We start from the raw sequence: 17,791 nt of genomic DNA on the forward strand, positions 1-17,791 counted from the left end.
AATACAATAATTAATATCATTATAGGTTATTTTAATCTTGATTACAAGTGGTCAAATTAAGGCGGCGCGTGCTTTGCTTGGGCTTACAACTGCGAAATTGGCTGAATTATCTGGAATTGGATTTACAACCCTTGTGCGTCTAGAGTCCTTTGAAGGTGTGCCGTCTGCCAACATCAAGACGCTTGATTCTGTTAAGCGTACCCTTGAGAGCGCTGGCATCGAGTTCATTGGTACCCCCGATGAGGGTCCTGGTGTTCGACTATTTGATAAGGGCTAAATCATGGCTAAGCCCTCATCTGCAACCAAATCAAATCGCTCAGGTGGGCCAAGAAGTGATGAGGGTAAAAAGATTGCATCACAAAATGCTTTAAAGACTGGGGCATATTCCAACACACTAATTTTGCCGGGCGAAGATGAATCTCAGTTTCGTCAAATCGAGGATCAATTTGTCAGAGACTTTTGTCCAGAAGATATGGCAGAGATTGCGATGGTGCATGATCTTGCTGTTTTGGCTTGGAAGAAGATTCGCCTTGAAAACTTAGAGCTACGATTTACACTTTCACGTCTTAATGCTCCATTGGGATATTTTGATAAGAATGAAACTAAATTTTTATCATCCCCACTAGTTGAATCAAATTTGCATCAGATACATATTTATACAGATGATCTTAGAAAGTCCGCAGGGTTGGCTAAAGACCATATTAATTATCTTCGCGGCAAAGGTGCAACGGTTTACGATTTAGAGAGTCTAGAAAATGAGCACCCACTGTTAAGTAAAATATTGATTAAGCAGATTGAGAGTTTTGGATTTATTAATCCAACTTCAGAAAATGTTCTTCATTATGAGTACAAAACTGATGCAGGAAGAACAGAGCTCTTTTGGAATTATTTTATGCAAGTTGCCACTAAGGAGCTTGAAGAGGTAATTTTGCTTTGTAAAAACCAAATTCAAATTCAGCAAGAGTTGCAAGCCGTTAAAGATAAGCGCTTGATGGAGATGATGCAAAGTGAAAAACCTAGTAGGGCATTTGATGATTTGCGTCGGAACTTTTATCGCGCCTTAAGTGAGTTACGCAAACATCAAGAATGGAAACGCAAAATACAGGTGGTCGATGTGCCTACGAATAATGTAATTGATTCTGATGAAGGCAAAAAATCCGCAGGTTGATAGAGGATTTATTTTTTACCACGAAATCTAAATAAGACGTATTTAGATTTATAAAGAAAGCTATTCCTTGGAGGGAAATTTACAAAACGGACTCATTCTCATTTGTTATAGGGGAGGCTATCCCCTAAATCTCGTTACTTTATTGGGATGAGTGACACAGAAGCGCCCGCTAATGCCATCTATCGCTCTTTAATTGGATATCAATTTGCAGATATTCTTACTGCTGGATCAGAAAATGCTTACCGCTATCTTGATGTTTTTCAATTAGGCTTGATCTATCGCCATTTCATTCTCAACTAACTCTGGGAGATGTTCATGTTATCAATTGAATACGTTCACAAACGCTCTAAAGTATTTCGAATTGAACTAAGCTTAGCAGTTGTCGCTTGTTTAGTAGTGATCTTTTTTATATGGCAGATATTGCGTGTGCTGATGGTCTTCAAATAAGATTCAAGCACTTCAATTTGAACATTTTCCTGGCTTGACCCTTTCTAAAGGTGTAACCACTTGGGTGTTTTAAAGTTGACAATGCTCTTGTAAAGCCAAATATAACTTATAGTAAAAATCAATAAAAATCCGAGCAAAATTGCGGTCGATTTCCAAAACAAAATTGCCGGAATCACTGCCAGAGTACTCAGCACCCAGAGATAGGGCGATGTCTTAGCATTGGCGCTAAACCATTCCGCCTCATTATGGATCTGCGTTGAGTTGAGAATTCTTCTAAAAATCAGAGAGTGAAAATGAATGCCGTCAGGGTGTCCTGGGCTCTTGCCTTGGTGAAACTTTCTGCGATAGATCGTAAAGAGCGTTTCTAAAATGGGATAAGCATTGATCATGACGGCAAACCAAGGCGAGATCTCAGGGTGCCGGCTCACTATGAGGACGGTGATTGAGGCCACCCAAAAACCAATGAGATAGGCGCCCCCATCGCCCAAGAAGATTAAGCCTCTAGGGTAGTTCCAGATAAAAAATCCCAAGATTGCACTGATCATCGTAAAGCTTAAGAAGGTGATTAAGGGATCATTCATCTGCATGCCCATATAACCAAGACCCACTAAGGTAATCATGCCAACCATACTGGATAAACCATTAAAGCCATCAATGATGTTGTACGCATTAGCAAGTCCAGTAATGGCAAAGACCGTAAAGAGAATTGAAATGACTGACATTGCCATGAGATGGTCAATGCCCATAATATCTAAGCGGTTAATATTGGCATCCAGTAGTAGGATAAAAATGAGGGCGCCAATTGCAGTAAAAATTAGGCGCATTCGCACACTGACTTTTTTGCTGATATCTTCCACGATACCAATGAAAAAAACCGGAATAGCCGATACCAATAGTAGCCATTCTTGCTTTGTCTCGAATATTCCAGATGAATGAAACAGAGTGCCCACTACAAGTGCTAGGGCAATGCCGACACCACCCACTCTAGGAACAATCTGTGAGTGGAATTTTTGTGGACCACTTAAATCTGAGTCGCCACTTAAGCTTTCATGAAGCTTTTGAGTGCGAATAATCAGCACAGTCACAATAAATGATGTAAAGAAGGCGAGAATCAGGCTTGACATTTAACAATTATAGAATTTATTAAGATCAAAAATTGTATAAAAATCACTTTTTTTGATGAATTAATTCTCAATCAAGCCCTCAAAGTCTTGGGGTCTCTAAGCCTTGATGAGCTATTGTGGGAGTTAATTGGCACTTACAGTTCACAGACTGAGAATCTCAATACCTCTTTCAGTCTTATCGAGATTTGCCAGCCCCATTGAAGTTTACTAGGGCACCAAACTTAAGAACAAGTACTCAAAGAAGATAATGAGGTGCACTACTCCTTGCAGTAGGGTGGTTCTACCAATTGCCAGTGTCAAACCTCCAATAAAGAAGGTTAGGTACATTAGGGTCATATTCAGGCTACTAATACCTAGACTTAGAGGAAGCTGGAAATAAATTGCTATCGCCGCAATCGTTGGAATAGAAAGTCCGATACTCGCTAACGCTGATCCTAGGGCTAAGTTCAAGCTACTTTGCAGGCGATTGGCTTTGGCTGCTCTGACTGCCGCATACCCTTCGGGTAATAACACCAGCATCGCAATTGCTATGCCCACAATCGTCTTGGGCGCACCAGCCGCCTTGACTCCAGCTTCAATTGCTGGGCTGAGTAATTCAGCAAGGCCAACTACTACCACCAAAGAAATAATAAGTAAGACTACGCTGATGCCTGTTTTGATGTTGCTGGGTTTCTCGGCGTGAATATTGTTATCTTTCTTTTGATTGGCGGCTTTAGGTAAGTAGTAATCACGATGGGTAACTGTCTGAAAAAACAGAAAGGCAGCATACAAAACAAACGAGGCAATGCCCGCAAAGGCTAACTGGCTCTTAGTAAAGTCTGGACCCGGCGTGCTCGTAGTCACAATCGGCATGACCAAAATAAAGGTGGCTAATGCTGTAAGTACCGCTAAAGCAGAGTTCATGCCTTCATTACGAAAATTCATTTCATGGTGATGTAGACCACCCACGAATATGCAGAGACCAATGACCCCATTGAGCACAATCATGACAGTGGCGAAGACTGCATCACGTGCAATAAATTGCGAGCCATCATGACCCGAGAGCATCATCGAAATGATCAACGATACTTCAATAATCGTGACGCTAATCGCTAGCACTAGAGCGCCATAGGGCTCACCCGTTTTATGGGCAATCACCTCTGCATGGTGAACGGCAGAGAGCACGCCTCCGATTAATGCAATTGCCATAATGACAATAAACCAAGTCTGGCTGGCTAAATGGTGGAGGGTATCGATCATATTTATGTGCGCTGGCTATTAGCTAAATATTATTGAGACACTTTAATTGCTATTAAATCAATGTTTATCAAGATTTCATCTAGATTATGCAATGATTGCATGACCGAACTACAATTTATCTCATGAAAGCAATTATCCTCTTTGGCCACGGTGCGCGTGATATTCGTTGGCGCGAGCCTTTTGATCGTTTGCTTGGTTTATGGAAGTCTGATTATCCAGATGTGATGGCTGAGTTAGCCTTTTTAGAAATGATGCAACCCTCTCTTGAGGATGCTGTAACTAACTTAGCAAGTAAAGGCGCTAGCAAAATTACGGTTATCCCCGTCTTTTTTGGACAGGGTGGTCATTTGCGCAATGATTTCCCCCTGCTGCTCGAAGATTGCCAGAAAAAATTTCCAGCGATTGCTTTAAGCGCTACGCCTGCTGTTGGTGAGGACTTGGGTGTTCTTCAAGCCATCATTGATTTCGGGACTCGAGCTCTCTGATTGATCGTCTTTATCTCTTAAGGCTTCACCAATCATAATCAGCGCTGGTGAGCTGCTATCAAACCATTGATCTGCTTTGCCATTCGCTAACTCACCTAAGGTACTACTCCACAAACGCTCTCGTTTAGTGCTGACTGCTTCAAGTATATGCACTGGTGTAGTCTTGTTGAAGTGAGGATTTTGCGCTATCAGTTGGTTTGCGATTCGGGCGGCATCTTTGCGGCCCATGTAATACACCATAGTATCAGCGCTAGGATTGCTGATCGGTTTCAGGGGTTCTTGATGGCTACTATTGCTAGTGTTCGTTGAGCTTTCTGAAGCTGCTTGTGCCAATGTTACGAAGGCAACACTTCTCGATAAGCCTCTCAGGGTCAGTGACTGCTGTAAGCTCGCTGCACCTGCGAGAGCGGCGGTAATGCCAGGCACTACTTCAACTTCGATACCAGCGTCTCTTAATGCTTGGATCTCTTCATCGGCTCTACCGAATAGCATAGGATCGCCACCTTTAAGGCGAATAACCACTTGGTGTTTCTGAGCCGCATCAATTAGGCGCTTATTAATAAATGCTTGAGCTGAAGATAGCCTTTCACAGCGCTTACCTACTGCTACCTTTTCTGCTTGTGGGCAAAGATTGAGCATCTCAGGGTCGACTAAAGCATCATGCAACACAATGTTAGCTTTGGCTAAAAGGTTAGCGCCGCGGACGGTAATGAGATCAGCAGCGCCGGGGCCGGCGCCCACTAAATATACTTTTCCGAGATTGCTTGGTGGCTGATTCATATTGCTTTATTTGTGTTCGTATTGATATTGATGACTATGTCTTTGTTTTATCAATATCGATATCAATGAGCTTGCAGTGAGGCTCTCTTACCTCGCCAACTATTTTGGGTTGTTACTGAAAACAAATCAAACTGCTTGAGAGCGACATCTAAGTTTTGATCTGGACGCAATGCAAAGCTATCAAAACCAACGCGAGCACCTTGTAAGAGCTGATCAATCAACACATCACCAATTGCGCGGATTTCACCTGCCCACTGCAAGCGATCTCGTAAAAGGGCTGCCGTGCTAAAGCTTCTGCCATCTCTAAAAATAGGAAAGTGAGCTGCCACTAGAGGCCAAACTTTTTTACCTTCTTCAATGATGTCAGCATGTTTCAGAATGTCATCATCAGCTGCAAACCAGACAGCAATCTGACCATTTTCTGCCTTTGCTTGAATGTCAGCTTCATGATGGTGTTCAATCCACCAGCTAAATGGCACTAGTATTTTGCGAAGGCTGGAGTGGCCTGGTTCAATATCCGGTAGACCACCTTCATCTTGACTGCCACCCCAAATGATCCACTCATTAGCTGCCAAGTAAGGCTTTTCATCTTTCGGAAAATGCAAAATTTGATCATGTGTATCGATAGAGCTTGTATTGTTGCTCATGATGCATCTCCTACCGCCGCTTGATTTTCAGGCAATTCTTTTTTCTTCGCCTTCTCGTTTTTATCCTTATAGGCCGCTTCTTTAAAAGGTGTTACGCCTAATCGTTGGTAAGCCTGAATAAAAGATTCACCCTCGGTGCGTTGTGCAACATAAGTATTGATGATGTTGCTCATCACATCAGGGATTTCATCGGCATAGAAAGAAGGACCAATGACTTTGCCAATGGCAGCATCATTGCCTTGCTCACCACCCAGAGTAACTTGATACCATTCTTCACCATCCTTATCGACTCCCAAAACACCGATATTGCCAACATGGTGGTGACCACACGAGTTAATGCAACCTGAAATATTGAGGCTAATATCGCCTAGATCAAATAAGTAATCTAAATCGTCAAAGCGTTCCTGAATGGCTTTGGCGATTGGTAATGATTTGGCATTGGCTAGTGAGCAGAAGTCGCCGCCTGGGCAGGCAATGATGTCGGTCAGTAGGCCCACATTAGGCAATGCTACTTTTTGTTTTTTAGCTTCTTGCCAGAGTTCAAATAACTTTGATTGCTCCACATCGGCCAATACTAAGTTTTGCTCATGGGTAGCACGCAATTCACCAAAGCTATATTGATCTGCTAAATCTGCTATCGCTAACATTTGTGCAGTAGTGGCATCACCTGGGGCGACTGTGCCATGAGGCTTGAGTGACAGGATAACGCTAGCATAGCCAGGAACTTGATGTGGTTTTACATTGCGCTCTAGCCATCTTGCAAAAGATTGTTGAGTTGCTTTGTCGGACTCGTTTGCTAAGTTTAGTACTTGCTCATTTGTCAGGGCTGGAAGACTCTTGTAAGCAGGTTTAGTGAAGTGCTTCGCTACACGATCCCACTCCGCTTGCGTGAAATTGTCATCACCATCTTTAATGTGTAGCCACTCACCTTCAACTTGGCGAGCAAACTCTTCGGGGCTTAGAGCCTTTACCAAAATCTTGATACGGGCCTTGTAGAGGTTGTCTCGTCTACCAAAGCGGTTGTAGACACGCAGTAGCGCAGTCAGATAGCTTGGCAAGAGATGCCATGGCAGATTCTGTTTGATGAGCGAGCCTAAAATGGGGGTACGACCCATCCCGCCGCCGGCATAGATATCCGCTGTTAGTTCGCCATTGTTGATATCTTTGTTCTTCTTGAGTTCAATGCCGACATCATGGCAAAGCAAGATGGTGCGATCTTCTTTAGCACCGTTGATCGCAAACTTAAACTTACGTGGCAAATGCGCAAACTCAGGATGTAATGTTGACCATTGTCGGAGTAATTCGCAAACGGGACGAGGGTCTACATATTCATCCGCAGCAACACCAGCAAATGCATCGCTTGTAATGTTGCGTATGCAGTTACCTGAAGTTTGAATGGCATGCATTTCTACTTTGGCTAACTCAGCCAAAATATCTGGTGTGTCTTCTAGTGTGACCCAGTTGTACTGAATGTTTTGACGGGAAGTGAAGTGGCCGTAGCCGCGATCGTATTTCTCAGCGATAAGCGCCATCGTGCGCAATTGCTTGGAATTAAACAAGCCATAGGGGATGGCAACGCGCAACATGTAAGCGTGCCGCTGATGGTACAGGCCGTTTTGTAAACGTAATGGGCGAAACTCTTCTTCAGCGAGAGTGCCATTTAGGCGTCTTGCAACTTGGTCTCGAAATTGTGCAACCCTCTGATTTACAAGGGTTTGATCAATATGGTCATATTTATACATAGTGCATGATTGTCGAGGATTTTCAATATTCCTTCAAATACTCAAAAATCTCTTTTATATAACTTATAGATATATAGAGTTTGACCCGCTAGGTTCCTAATAGCCTGTTTCAATAAAGAGTAGGTTATTGCTTAGTCTATTTAGTCATCCCTCAATCATTGGTCAACTCTCTGTAAGATGAGGATAAGTTAGATAGCTTAGATAACTTAGACAAAGTGATCTGACTGTAAATATTAAAAACGGAGACAACATGATCAGATTGAAGGCAATTTGCTTAGCTTTGGCTTTTGCAGTGGGATTGGTGGGTGCTACCGATTCACTTGCTGCGGACAACTCAAAATCACCTCTGCCTGTAAGTAGCAATCCAGGGCAGGGCTTTAGCCAAGAAGGCTTAAAAAAGATCGATGCATTTTTCGCAGATCAAATTGCCAATAACCAATTGCCTGGTGCTGTGCTTGCAGTAGCCAAAAATGGCAAATTAGTCATTTTTAAGCCATACGGATATCTCGATAAGGTCAATAACAAGCCTATGACGACGGATGCGATATTTAATTTAGCGTCCATGACAAAAGTAATGGCATCGGTTGGGGCGCTCACCTTTTATGAAGAAGGCAAGTTGTCACTTAATGCGCCGATTGCAAATTGGTTGCCTCAATTTAAAGAGATGAAGGTAGGCAAGGTGGATGCTGATGGCAATCTCACCACTGTGCCGGCTAAAAACCCAATTACCATTCAAGATCTAATGCGTCACACCAACGGCTTAACTTATGGCGGGCGCGGTGCTACTCCAGTACATAAAATGTTCCCACCCAGCTCTGTTGGCGCAGCCGCTCAATACAACTCTGCAGAATTTATCGATAAATTAGCGAGCACACCATTGCTCTATGAGCCCGGCACGGTTTGGGACTACGGTTTCGGTATCGATGTGCTGGGCATTATTGAAGAAAAGATCGCTGGCAAACCTCTGGGTGGCGTGTTGCAAGACCGTGTTTGGAGCAAAGTTGGCATGCCCAACACAGGCTTTCAAGTTAGTGAAAAAGATCGTGCGCGATTGGCGCAACCTCTCCCGATGGATCCTTTGGCTGGCAAGCCACAAAAAGTAGAAATATACGAACAAAAGGTGAAATTTGATTGTGGTGGTTCATGTGCATACTCAACTGCAGGCGACTACATTCGTTTTGGACAAATGCTTCTCAATGGCGGAAGCATTGAGGGCAAGAGAGTGCTCGGCCCACAGACTGTTGCTTTCATGACATCCAATCATCTAAACAAAGACATTAAAAATAATGTGGGCGGCACCGAACCTGGACGTGTGGGTTATGGCTTTGGTCTTGGGGTTGCCGTGAGAACAGAGCGTGGCTTGTCAGCAATCAATGGCAATGTAGGTGATTTCACATGGAATGGAGCCAATGGCACTATCTTCTGGGTGGATCCTAAGGAGCAAATGGTCGTTGTGATGATGGCGGCTGCACCCGGAGAGATTCGTAAGGTGCATCGTGAACAAGTGAATGCTTTGATTTATGGCGCATTGGAAAAGTAAACGCTGAAAATAAACATCTCTCAAGTGAGTGGTGCGTAGAAAGAAAAATCAAATCAAGCCACTTTAAAAGAGTGGTTTTCCTCCCTCTTTAAAATTAGCGCAAGCACTAACAATGCTTGCGCTAATTTTTTACCTTACTTATTTATTTCTGGAGCTTACCGTGATGTAACTAATTAACAAATGAGAAGGATTTGTGATGTCACGAACTATTAGACGTAAACATCAAAGATATGAATATGTATGGGTTTTAAAAGACTGGGAGTTATTTTTCAGCGGAAGGCCAAACGTTCGTCATGATCAACATTCGCCAGCCGGAAGAAAAGCAATTGCCATTTTTCACTCGGATAAAGAAGTCACCATGGGAAGTAGCGCACCACACTGGTATCGCAAGATATTTGAGCGGCAAAGGCGTACGAGAAATAACCGGGAAATGAGAAAGTGGCTTAATAACCCAAGTTTTGACCCTGTTTTTGAGTGCAGACACAGGCATGATGCTAATTGGGCTTGGTGGTAAGGAGCTTTTTACTAGCTTTTTGTAATAATGTTTCTTATAATTTACAAATAATTTAAATTGTATATAATAAGAAACATTATGACAGTAAAAAAGAACTTACCTTTAAGCAAAGACGAGCCATTATTGGCTCGCCTGGGCTCTCAAATTACCGCTAGAAGAAAGATTTTGAAGGTTCGTGCTCAAGTTTGTGCAGAGGTTGCTGGTATTTCAAGGGTGACACTGCATCGTATTGAAAAGGGCGAGCCAACAGTAAGTATTGGCGCTTATTTGCAAGTATGCGAAGCATTGGGTTTGTATTTGACTTTATTGCCTGGGGTTGAACAAGCTGCAGATACTGATTTCCCTGATCCTGAAATGCCACATATACGCATTAAAGACTACCCTCAATTAAAGGCATTGTCCTGGCAGTTAAAGGATGATGAATATTTAACTGACGCTGAAGCGAAGTCAATATATGAGCGAAATAAACGCTTTTTAGATTTGAAACATCTTGAGGAGCACGAGAGGATCTTAATGCAAAGATTGATTGATACAAGAGGAATGGAGCGAATCCTTGTTTAGACGTAGACATCACCAAGCTATCGGAAGGATCCTCCAGCAATTGAATGGAGATCTATTGAGAGAACATCATTGCTATTTTGGAGGCGGGACTGCCATAGCACTCTTGCAGGATGAATACAGAGAATCTGTTGATATTGATTTTCTGATATCTGATAAAGAGCATTATCGGGAACTACGAAATTTATTGACTGATTCAACGGGTATTTATTCAATTGCCAAAGAGGGTGCTAAGTTGGTTTTAGCGCGCGAGATCAAAGCTGATCAGTATGGTATTCGCACGGCGATTCAATCAGGGGATACGAGTGTCAAATTTGAAATTGTCTTAGAGGGTCGCATCGTATTCGATGAGCAGAGCCCTAGAAATAATGTTGAAAATATTTCAACATTAACCAAGTTAGATTTACTGACAAGTAAGTTGCTGGCTAATTCAGATCGATGGAATGACTCAGTTGTATACAGTAGGGATATTCTTGATTTGGTGATGCTATCTCCCACTAAGCAGGAATTTGATGCTGCGCTAAAAAAAGCCTATCAAGCTTATGGAGATGCCATTCACCGAGATTTGAATAGGGCTGCTAATAAGCTACTCAATGAAGACGAATCGCTTGATACGTGTATGCGCATGCTAAAAATAGACCTCCCAAAGGCTCTGTTGTGGCAAAAACTAAACGATTTGATGCGTGATCATATGAAAATTCTAGAAAATAACCTTGCTGCAAAATTAAAAACAGCAAGTAACGATGATCTTAAGAAATTTATTGATCAAAAGCTAAAAAGTATTGACCACATTCTGGAATATCTCAAGGATAAATAAAACGCTACATATGCGTAATCTTTGTGAATTCTCAAAAAATCTTTGACTGTTTATTGAGTTTTACAGCCCATATTCTCGATAGTGCCTATAGAGATTAGCGATCGAGGCAAACCCAAGAACTACGATGAGTACTGCGAACAAGTATTCAATAGTGAAATAGTGGAAAACATTGAGCTCAACGAGAGCTACCGCCGCTACAAATACCCCAACAGAACCGAAAGCGACTAACTTGAAATTGGGTACAAAGGCGCCTAAGGTGATGGCAATAAATACGAGATAGAGCTCGGATACCAATTGATCTGCACTCAGGAAAATAGCATTGCTAAGTTCCGGATTTGTCAATTTACCTAAGATGGCAATCAATAATATGATCGCCAAAATTGCGAAATTGAGTTTCGCTTTTACGAAGATGGCTTTGAGTTGATCGTTCATATAGGTAGATGGCACCCAGTCTGATTAAGCACTATTGCCGCTAAAGACTAGACTCATGCCGAGCCACAGTAAGACAAAGGCAACCAATATAGTCAGGCCAATCTTTTTCAGAAAATAGTCAAGGCTATTCATATAGACCTCATCATTGCGGCCAAACCAGGTATCAAAACGTTTCCATACTAAACGACCAATAAACAATGGAAGCAACATGGCAACAATGCCAAGGATGACAGTGATAGTGGTATTCATAAAAAGCTTTCTATTGCTGATCGATATTAATTCTAGGTATTCAGTGCTGGAAAGTCATACAGAATACAGGGGTTATCTACTAGGATAGCTTTTCTTAGAGCGGGATCGGTAACCCAGTCGCCAAAGAGGTCGCAAAGATCGGCATCGTGAGGCATTTGCTTCTTTACCATCACGTGAGGCCAGTCACTACCCCAAATCAGCTGCTTAGGATTGGCTGCAATCACGGCGTCGTTTAATGGACGCATATCAGCATAAGGCAAATTGCCATCGCAAATGCGATAGGGCCCAGTCATCTTTACCCAAGCGCGCTCATTTTTGAGAAGTGTCAGTAGTCCCTGAAAACCTTTGTCATTCACACCATGTTTTGCATGGCTATAACCAAAATGACCAAAGACAAGATCAACCGGAAAATCTTCAAACACTTTTGCTAGATCGGGATGCTCATTGACATGCATGAGTAGCTCTAGGTGCCAACCAAAGGGTTGAATTTTCTGCGCTAGCGCTCTCAAGTTTTCGATGGGTAAACCCGCTGATGGATCGGCAACATCGACAATATTGCAACGGATGCCGCGGACACCTGCTTGATGCAGACTTTCTAATTGTTGATCGGTGGTGTGATTAGGATTATTGGCAATAACGGCAACACCCCGAAATTGATTTGGGTATTGATTCAACGCTGCCAGTATCGCGCGATTATCAGTTCCATAGACACTCGGTTGCACGAGTACTGCACGATCGATATCGAGCATCTCTAATAGGGATCGGTAGGCATCTACAGTTGCATCTGGCGGTGTATAGATACGTTCTTGTGCGTAAGGAAACTCTGTGGCCGGGCCACAGACGTGCGCATGACAATCAACAGCCCCTTTTGGAAAAACCATCTTGGGCGATCGTATTTCCGGATCAGGGGCTTGACACAACGGTGCTGAGTTTAAATCAGTCAATCACTATTCCAATGCTGTAATGGGTCATCTATTGATTAATCTAGATAAGTGCGGCTTAGCGAGGATCAGTACGGGTGAGTATTATTGCGGCTCAATATTGGCGTCTTTAGCAATCTTTTGATACTTCGCCATTTCATCGCGTACAAATTTACTAAATTCCGCAGGGTTCATCGGTGTTGCTTTAATACCTTTAGAGTCGTAAGCGTTTTTGACTTCAGGATCTTGCATCGCTTGGTTGATATCGGTATTGATCTTTTTCACGATAGCAGCAGGTGTGCCCGCAGGCGCCCAAACGCCAAACCAAAGCCCGATTTCAAAATTAGGGTAGCCTTGTTCGACAATGCTTGGAATATCGGGTACAGCGGCATTACGGGTTTTGCTGGTCACGCCTAATGCGCGAACTTTGCCACCCTTGAGTTGCCCAATCGCCGTATCGAGTGGCGCCATATAAAAAGCAGTGCGTCCAGACATCGTATCCTGAATAGCCTCTGGTGAACCTTTGTAAGGCACGTGAACTAACTTAATGCCCATCATTTGATTAAAGTATTCAGCGGCAAGGTGAGTGGAGCTGCCGACACCAGCTGAAGCAAATGTAATTTCACCAGGTTTAGATTTAGCGGCGATCACCAAATCACGTATCGATTGATATGGGCCATCAGCAGCAGTCACCATGACATAAGGCGTTTGCCCAAGAATAGCAACATCGATCAAACTCTTCAGTGGATCGTAGGGTAGTTTTTTGTAGATAGCAGGATTGGCTGCATAAGAAGCCGACTGCACTAGTAATGTGTAGCCATCAGCTTCAGAGTTCACCACAACACCAGTTCCGATCAATCCTCCAGCGCCAGGGCGATTTTCAATAATGACTGGTTGCTTCCAAGTTTCAGTCAGACTTTTTGCAACTACGCGGCCTGCAATGTCAGCTCCCGAGCCTGTAGTTAGTGGAACAATCATTTTGACTGTGCGATTGGGGTAGTTTTGGGCGTTTACAAGTGAAGCTCCAAGGCACAGACTGAGAATGGCGCTCAGTAGCGCTAGAGCTTTACCTGCCTTTAATGCATTATTCATAAGGTCTCCTATTTTTCTCATATCACTTAGATATGGTTGTTTTTATAAGTTCTGCACTATTTCATTAGATAATCTAACATGGTCCTGTAAGTGGACAAATAAAACATAGAAAAACAAAACTCATGCGCATAGGTGGCATATAGCCGCATGTGTTTGAAAGTAAAAGGTGGAGACAAATGACGCAGTTGCAAGATGCAAAAACTGTCAAAGTGAATGGTGTAGATATAGCTTACCGATTTGATGGCCCAGAAAATGGCCCTGTATTAATGATGGCTAACAGCTTGATGGCCAATGGCAGTATGTGGGATTGGAATCTTTCTGCCTTTACTGACCATTTTCGTGTGCTGCGCTACGATAAAAGAGGGCATGGAAAATCGTCTGTGGTTCCTGGCCCATATTCGATCGCGCAACTAGCCGATGATGCTATTGGTTTACTAGATGCACTCAAGATAGAAAAAGTTCATTTCATGGGTCTATCAATCGGCGGCATGATTGGTCAGCAATTAGGCGCTCGATACCCAGAGCGTATCTTGTCACTATCACTTTGCAATACCGCTAGTGAAATGCCACCACGCAGTTTGTGGGAGGATCGATTTCAGACTGCGCGTACCCAAGGGCTTACTGGCTTAGTAGACGGGACGATTACCCGTTGGTTCACTGCGCCATTTATTGCTCGTGCGCCTGGAGATATTGAGAAAGTGCGCCAAATGATTTTGGCGACAAATGTGGATGGCTATATTGGCTGCGGTAGTGCAGTAAGAGATATGGCGCAAAGCACGATGCTCCTCAAGATTAAAGCACCCACCTTGGTGCTGTCAGGACGTCATGACCCCGCTTGCACCGTGGATCAAGGGATTGTGCTCAATCGTCTGATTGATGGCTCGCGTATGGTTATTATTGAAGACGCAGCGCATTTATCTAATATTGAGCAACCAGCAGCGTTTAATAAAGCGGTGCGTGAGTTTTTAGATTCTGTTGTCTAAATCAAGTATTGCAGGTAATGCGCATCACATTCTTATGAAGAAAGGGTTTGTATGGCCAATTTAACTGTTGAGCAGATTAATGAAATTCGTAGCAAGGTCATGGGCGCTGCTGCAAAAGTGCCTGGCACATTGATTGGCATTGGCATCCTGCTCATTATTTTAGGAATGATCGGCATTGCTGGGCAGACACTATTCTCATTGGTATCTGTCAATGTTTTGGGCATCTTTTTATTTGCTGGCGGTGTGCTTCAAGGTATCCATGCATTTCAATCTGCGGGCTGGAAAAGCGTTAGAGTTCAATTGTTGTTTGCTGTTTTGTATATGGCTGGCGCAATTTATGTTTGGGCATTTCCGATTCCTGCGCTTGAGGCGATTACTTTATGGCTTGCAGCCATCTTTTTTGTCACCGGTTTCTTGCGTTTGATTTCTGCATTTCAGCATCGCCATTTTGCCCAGTGGTTTTGGCTTGCCCTATCGGCAGTGATCTCGATCTTGATGGGTGTGCTGATTATGAATAGCTTCCCATCATCAAGCCTCTGGTTGCCTGGTCTATTGATTGCGATTGAGTTGCTCTTGCAGGGCTGGTCATTATTGTTCTTGGGCTTTGCCGCCAAGTCATTAACGAAATAAGTTAGCTGAATTCATTACAAAGAGCAGATGTCATGGCAATGAAGAAAACCGATCTTTATAAGAACTTAGCCTTGACAACTGCTCAGCGCATGAAGAATGCTGCCAAAACACCTAAGCCTGGTGCTGCTGAGGCAAACGCAAAATCTAAAAAAGAGCTGGCACAGGCAAATCCATTATTGACCTCTTTAATGGGTGGTAATAAGATCAGCAAGAATAATAAAATCACCAAGAATAAAAAATAGTGCGAGTGCTTTAGATCTCATTGCAAGTATGGGTAAGCAATTTCAAATCTGCGCGAGTGCGCTAGGATTCTTTATCTTCTTTGAGTGCGCAAATTCATTTGCGCAGCTTGCTCCTCCCCCTAATTATGATCAAAAGCTCAATGACATGGTGGTCAACGCCACCCGATCTGGCACGCCTTTGGATGAGATGTCGCTGAATACGACGATTCTGACTAAAGAGGTTTTGGAATCATCGCCTGATCAAACAATTGACCAGGTATTAAAAAATGTACCGGGCGTATTTTTAAACGATGTTCCGTACTATCAAAAAGATCCCACAGGCCAAAGCATTAATGTCCGTGGTTTGGGTTATGGGCGCACCTTAGTTTTAATTGATGGTTTGCCAGCAAACGATGCGTTTTATGGAACAGTGCAGTGGAATCTTGTACCCATGTCCTCGATTGAGTCGGTTGAGTTTGTGCGTGGCGGTGTTTCTAGCTTGTACGGCAACTATGGCATGGGCGGTGTCATTAACATCAATACCAAGACGCCCAAGAATAGTTCTCAAGATGTATCAGCAAGCTATGGCTCATTTGCGACTGGCAATATCTCCGCATCCAAAGATTTGGTGGTTTCAGATGCAATGCAGATGCGTTTCTCTGCGGACTACTTTTCGAGCGAAGGTTTCCAGAACTACGCGACGATTTATCCAGGATCCCCAAACAACATTAAGGGCATGACAACGGATTCGACCAAAAATTCTAATATCCGTTTGCAGAATTATTTCCGCCCGACCCAAGATACCAATGGCTTTCTACGGCTAGGCTATAGCACTATGGCAGACCTGAGTAATAACTTTGCCATTGCCCCTAATTTGATTCAAACTGCCGATGTAGCTGGAGGCACAACAACGCAACTCGATACTGATAAAAAAGTGCAGGTCAATGCCTACTATCAAGCGACTAATTTTTACAAGCAAACGGCTAATAGTGCTGGTACTTATATCAATGCTAACTACACAGATCCTTATTCCACATTAGGGGCATCAGCACAATACACACATGATCTAAAAGCTGCTGGCATTGATCAATATATCCTGGGGGTTGATGCCAGAAACATCTCTGCATCTAATCTAACAAATAACTTAGCAGTTGGTGGCGCAGTAAATTCCGTGAACTATGCCCAGGGGCAGCAAAATTTTTACGGTTTGCTAGGACAAATTAAATCAAAAGCCAGCGCTATTCCGCTAGAGACCACTTTAGGTGCGCGAGTGGATGCGTGGAGTAGTCAAACACCAACTCTCTATAACGCAGGGGCAAATGGATCTAATCCTTTGTATCAATCTATTCCAAATAAAAGCAAGACGCAGCTCAGCCCTACATTAGGTTTGCTATATAAATTAAGCGAGGGTTGGGATTTGCGGAGTGCTGCCTATCAGGCTTTCCATGCGCCGAGTATGAATAACACTTTGCGCAGTTATGGAAACAATACGACAGGGTATTTCATTGCCAATCCAAACTTAACCCCCGAAACAATGACGGGCTATGAGTTTGGTGCTGACTATCGATGGAAGAGTGGTTTTGCACAAATTACTGCCTTCAATAACTATATTCAGAATGCAATTACCAACTACAAAATTACCAGTGCTAATTCTGCTTTTGCTTATAGTCTTTGTAATGCCAGTGGTATTCCAGTTTCGTCTCAGGGGTGCAATACTTCGGGCGCTTATACCAATGTCAACTATTACACCAATCAACAAAATTTATTAAGCCGAGGCATTGAACTTCAATACCACCATGATCTCAATGCCAACTGGGCCATAGACGGTGGATATACCTATACCAATACCATTTTGACTTGGAGTGCAACAACTGATCCAATCAATACTCAAGTAGGCGGTGTGCCTAAAAATATGGCCAATGCAGGCATTACGTATTACCCGGTGCCTGAGGCTAGCGTGACAACCACCGTTCGTTACGTAGGCAATTCTTGGATGGCGACCGGCTCTCTGCCTGTCCCTGCATATGCGGTGGTAGGCCTTAGAGCCAATTACCAAGTAACGCCTGCCGCCTCTCTATTTGCTTCGGTAGTGAACTTATTTAACCGCCAATATGTCACGTTCAATATCGCCTCTCAAGCAACCGCGTATCAAGCAGGTATGCCACAAGCGATAACGGTTGGGGCTAGGGTGACCTTTTAGGTT

At 43.3% G+C, this 17,791-nt stretch carries 21 protein-coding genes; 12 read left to right on the top strand and 9 right to left on the bottom strand.

What is annotated here, in order from left to right; all coding sequences use genetic code 11:
- Positions 1-37: 37 nt before the first annotated feature.
- The 3 genes from ICV39_RS01790 to ICV39_RS01800 all read left to right on the top strand — a co-directional run bounded on the left by ICV39_RS01790 (position 38) and on the right by ICV39_RS01800 (position 1,468).
- A complete protein-coding gene (locus ICV39_RS01790) occupies positions 38-277 on the top strand; it encodes a helix-turn-helix transcriptional regulator (protein ID WP_215390204.1) in 240 nt (79 codons plus the stop codon).
- A gap of 3 nt (positions 278-280) precedes the next feature.
- Positions 281-1,168 carry a hypothetical protein gene (locus ICV39_RS01795; RefSeq protein WP_215390205.1) on the top strand — a complete coding sequence of 296 codons (888 nt, stop codon included), beginning with the start codon at positions 281-283 and terminating at the stop codon, positions 1,166-1,168.
- A 147-nt stretch (positions 1,169-1,315) separates the two neighbouring features.
- A complete protein-coding gene (locus ICV39_RS01800; RefSeq protein WP_215390206.1) occupies positions 1,316-1,468 on the top strand; it encodes a hypothetical protein in 153 nt (50 codons plus the stop codon).
- 191 nt (positions 1,469-1,659) lie between these two features.
- Here ICV39_RS01800 and ICV39_RS01805 read toward each other — a convergent pair whose 3' ends face one another.
- Positions 1,660-2,739: a glycosyltransferase gene (locus tag ICV39_RS01805; protein WP_215390207.1), complete on the bottom strand. Its 1,080-nt coding sequence runs from the start codon at positions 2,737-2,739 to the stop codon at positions 1,660-1,662.
- 207 nt (positions 2,740-2,946) lie between these two features.
- Positions 2,947-3,978: a calcium:proton antiporter gene (locus ICV39_RS01810; RefSeq protein WP_215390208.1), complete on the bottom strand. Its 1,032-nt coding sequence runs from the start codon at positions 3,976-3,978 to the stop codon at positions 2,947-2,949.
- Positions 3,979-4,100: 122 nt separating this feature from the next.
- Between ICV39_RS01810 and ICV39_RS01815 the strand changes: the two genes are divergently transcribed.
- Positions 4,101-4,463 carry a sirohydrochlorin chelatase gene (locus ICV39_RS01815; RefSeq protein ID WP_215390209.1) on the top strand — a complete coding sequence of 121 codons (363 nt, stop codon included), beginning with the start codon at positions 4,101-4,103 and terminating at the stop codon, positions 4,461-4,463.
- On the opposite strand, the gene cobA is transcribed toward ICV39_RS01815, so the two are convergent.
- The 3 genes from cobA to ICV39_RS01830 form a co-directional block, all read right to left on the bottom strand.
- On the bottom strand, positions 4,386-5,243 hold the full coding sequence (cobA, locus tag ICV39_RS01820) for a uroporphyrinogen-III C-methyltransferase (protein ID WP_215390210.1): 858 nt from the start codon (positions 5,241-5,243) through the stop codon (positions 4,386-4,388). The two genes, ICV39_RS01815 and cobA, sit on opposite strands and share 78 nt — an antisense overlap.
- Before the next feature lie 62 nt (positions 5,244-5,305).
- Positions 5,306-5,890: a DUF934 domain-containing protein gene (locus ICV39_RS01825; protein ID WP_251372703.1), complete on the bottom strand. Its 585-nt coding sequence runs from the start codon at positions 5,888-5,890 to the stop codon at positions 5,306-5,308.
- Entirely contained in the window at positions 5,887-7,632 is a 1,746-nt protein-coding gene (locus ICV39_RS01830) for a nitrite/sulfite reductase (protein WP_215390211.1), read from the bottom strand. Before ICV39_RS01830 ends, ICV39_RS01825 begins: the two co-directional genes overlap by 4 nt.
- Before the next feature lie 250 nt (positions 7,633-7,882).
- Here ICV39_RS01830 and ICV39_RS01835 point away from each other — a divergent pair, with 250 nt between their 5' ends.
- The 4 genes from ICV39_RS01835 (at position 7,883) to ICV39_RS01850 (ending at position 11,061) form a co-directional block, all read left to right on the top strand.
- Complete coding sequence (locus ICV39_RS01835) at positions 7,883-9,172, top strand: serine hydrolase (protein ID WP_215390212.1); 1,290 nt, start codon at positions 7,883-7,885, stop codon at positions 9,170-9,172.
- Between the two features lie 196 nt (positions 9,173-9,368).
- Positions 9,369-9,686 (top strand): hypothetical protein, encoded by a 318-nt coding sequence (locus tag ICV39_RS01840; protein WP_215390213.1) that lies wholly within the window; start codon positions 9,369-9,371, stop codon positions 9,684-9,686.
- Positions 9,687-9,764: 78 nt separating this feature from the next.
- Positions 9,765-10,247, top strand: coding sequence for a helix-turn-helix domain-containing protein (locus ICV39_RS01845; RefSeq protein WP_215390214.1), 483 nt, complete (start codon positions 9,765-9,767; stop codon positions 10,245-10,247).
- Positions 10,240-11,061: a nucleotidyl transferase AbiEii/AbiGii toxin family protein gene (locus ICV39_RS01850; protein WP_215390215.1), complete on the top strand. Its 822-nt coding sequence runs from the start codon at positions 10,240-10,242 to the stop codon at positions 11,059-11,061. The genes ICV39_RS01845 and ICV39_RS01850 overlap by 8 nt, the downstream gene beginning before the upstream one ends.
- Positions 11,062-11,121: 60 nt before the next feature.
- Here ICV39_RS01850 and ICV39_RS01855 read toward each other — a convergent pair whose 3' ends face one another.
- The 4 genes from ICV39_RS01855 to ICV39_RS01870 form a co-directional block, all read right to left on the bottom strand.
- Complete coding sequence (locus ICV39_RS01855; RefSeq protein ID WP_215390216.1) at positions 11,122-11,493, bottom strand: hypothetical protein; 372 nt, start codon at positions 11,491-11,493, stop codon at positions 11,122-11,124.
- 24 nt (positions 11,494-11,517) lie between these two features.
- On the bottom strand, positions 11,518-11,742 hold the full coding sequence (locus ICV39_RS01860; RefSeq protein ID WP_215390217.1) for a hypothetical protein: 225 nt from the start codon (positions 11,740-11,742) through the stop codon (positions 11,518-11,520).
- A 32-nt stretch (positions 11,743-11,774) separates the two neighbouring features.
- Entirely contained in the window at positions 11,775-12,623 is an 849-nt protein-coding gene (locus ICV39_RS01865) for an amidohydrolase (RefSeq protein WP_215390218.1), read from the bottom strand.
- A 144-nt stretch (positions 12,624-12,767) separates the two neighbouring features.
- Positions 12,768-13,754, bottom strand: a complete 987-nt coding sequence (locus ICV39_RS01870; RefSeq protein ID WP_215390219.1) for a tripartite tricarboxylate transporter substrate binding protein — start codon at positions 13,752-13,754, stop codon at positions 12,768-12,770.
- Positions 13,755-13,930: 176 nt separating this feature from the next.
- Between ICV39_RS01870 and pcaD the strand changes: the two genes are divergently transcribed.
- From pcaD to ICV39_RS01890, 4 genes are read left to right on the top strand one after another with little or no spacing between them, the layout of a single operon-like run.
- Positions 13,931-14,737, top strand: a complete 807-nt coding sequence (gene pcaD / locus ICV39_RS01875; protein ID WP_215390220.1) for a 3-oxoadipate enol-lactonase — start codon at positions 13,931-13,933, stop codon at positions 14,735-14,737.
- A 51-nt stretch (positions 14,738-14,788) separates the two neighbouring features.
- Positions 14,789-15,367, top strand: a complete 579-nt coding sequence (locus ICV39_RS01880) for an HdeD family acid-resistance protein (protein WP_215390221.1) — start codon at positions 14,789-14,791, stop codon at positions 15,365-15,367.
- A 32-nt stretch (positions 15,368-15,399) separates the two neighbouring features.
- Positions 15,400-15,609: a hypothetical protein gene (locus ICV39_RS01885; RefSeq protein ID WP_215390222.1), complete on the top strand. Its 210-nt coding sequence runs from the start codon at positions 15,400-15,402 to the stop codon at positions 15,607-15,609.
- 28 nt (positions 15,610-15,637) lie between these two features.
- A complete protein-coding gene (locus tag ICV39_RS01890) occupies positions 15,638-17,788 on the top strand; it encodes a TonB-dependent receptor (protein ID WP_215390223.1) in 2,151 nt (716 codons plus the stop codon).
- Positions 17,789-17,791 lie beyond the last annotated feature (3 nt).

Origin of the sequence: Polynucleobacter sp. MWH-UH25E, assembly GCF_018687095.1 — a bacterium.
In the GTDB taxonomy this organism is placed as follows: Bacteria; Pseudomonadota; Gammaproteobacteria; order Burkholderiales; family Burkholderiaceae; genus Polynucleobacter.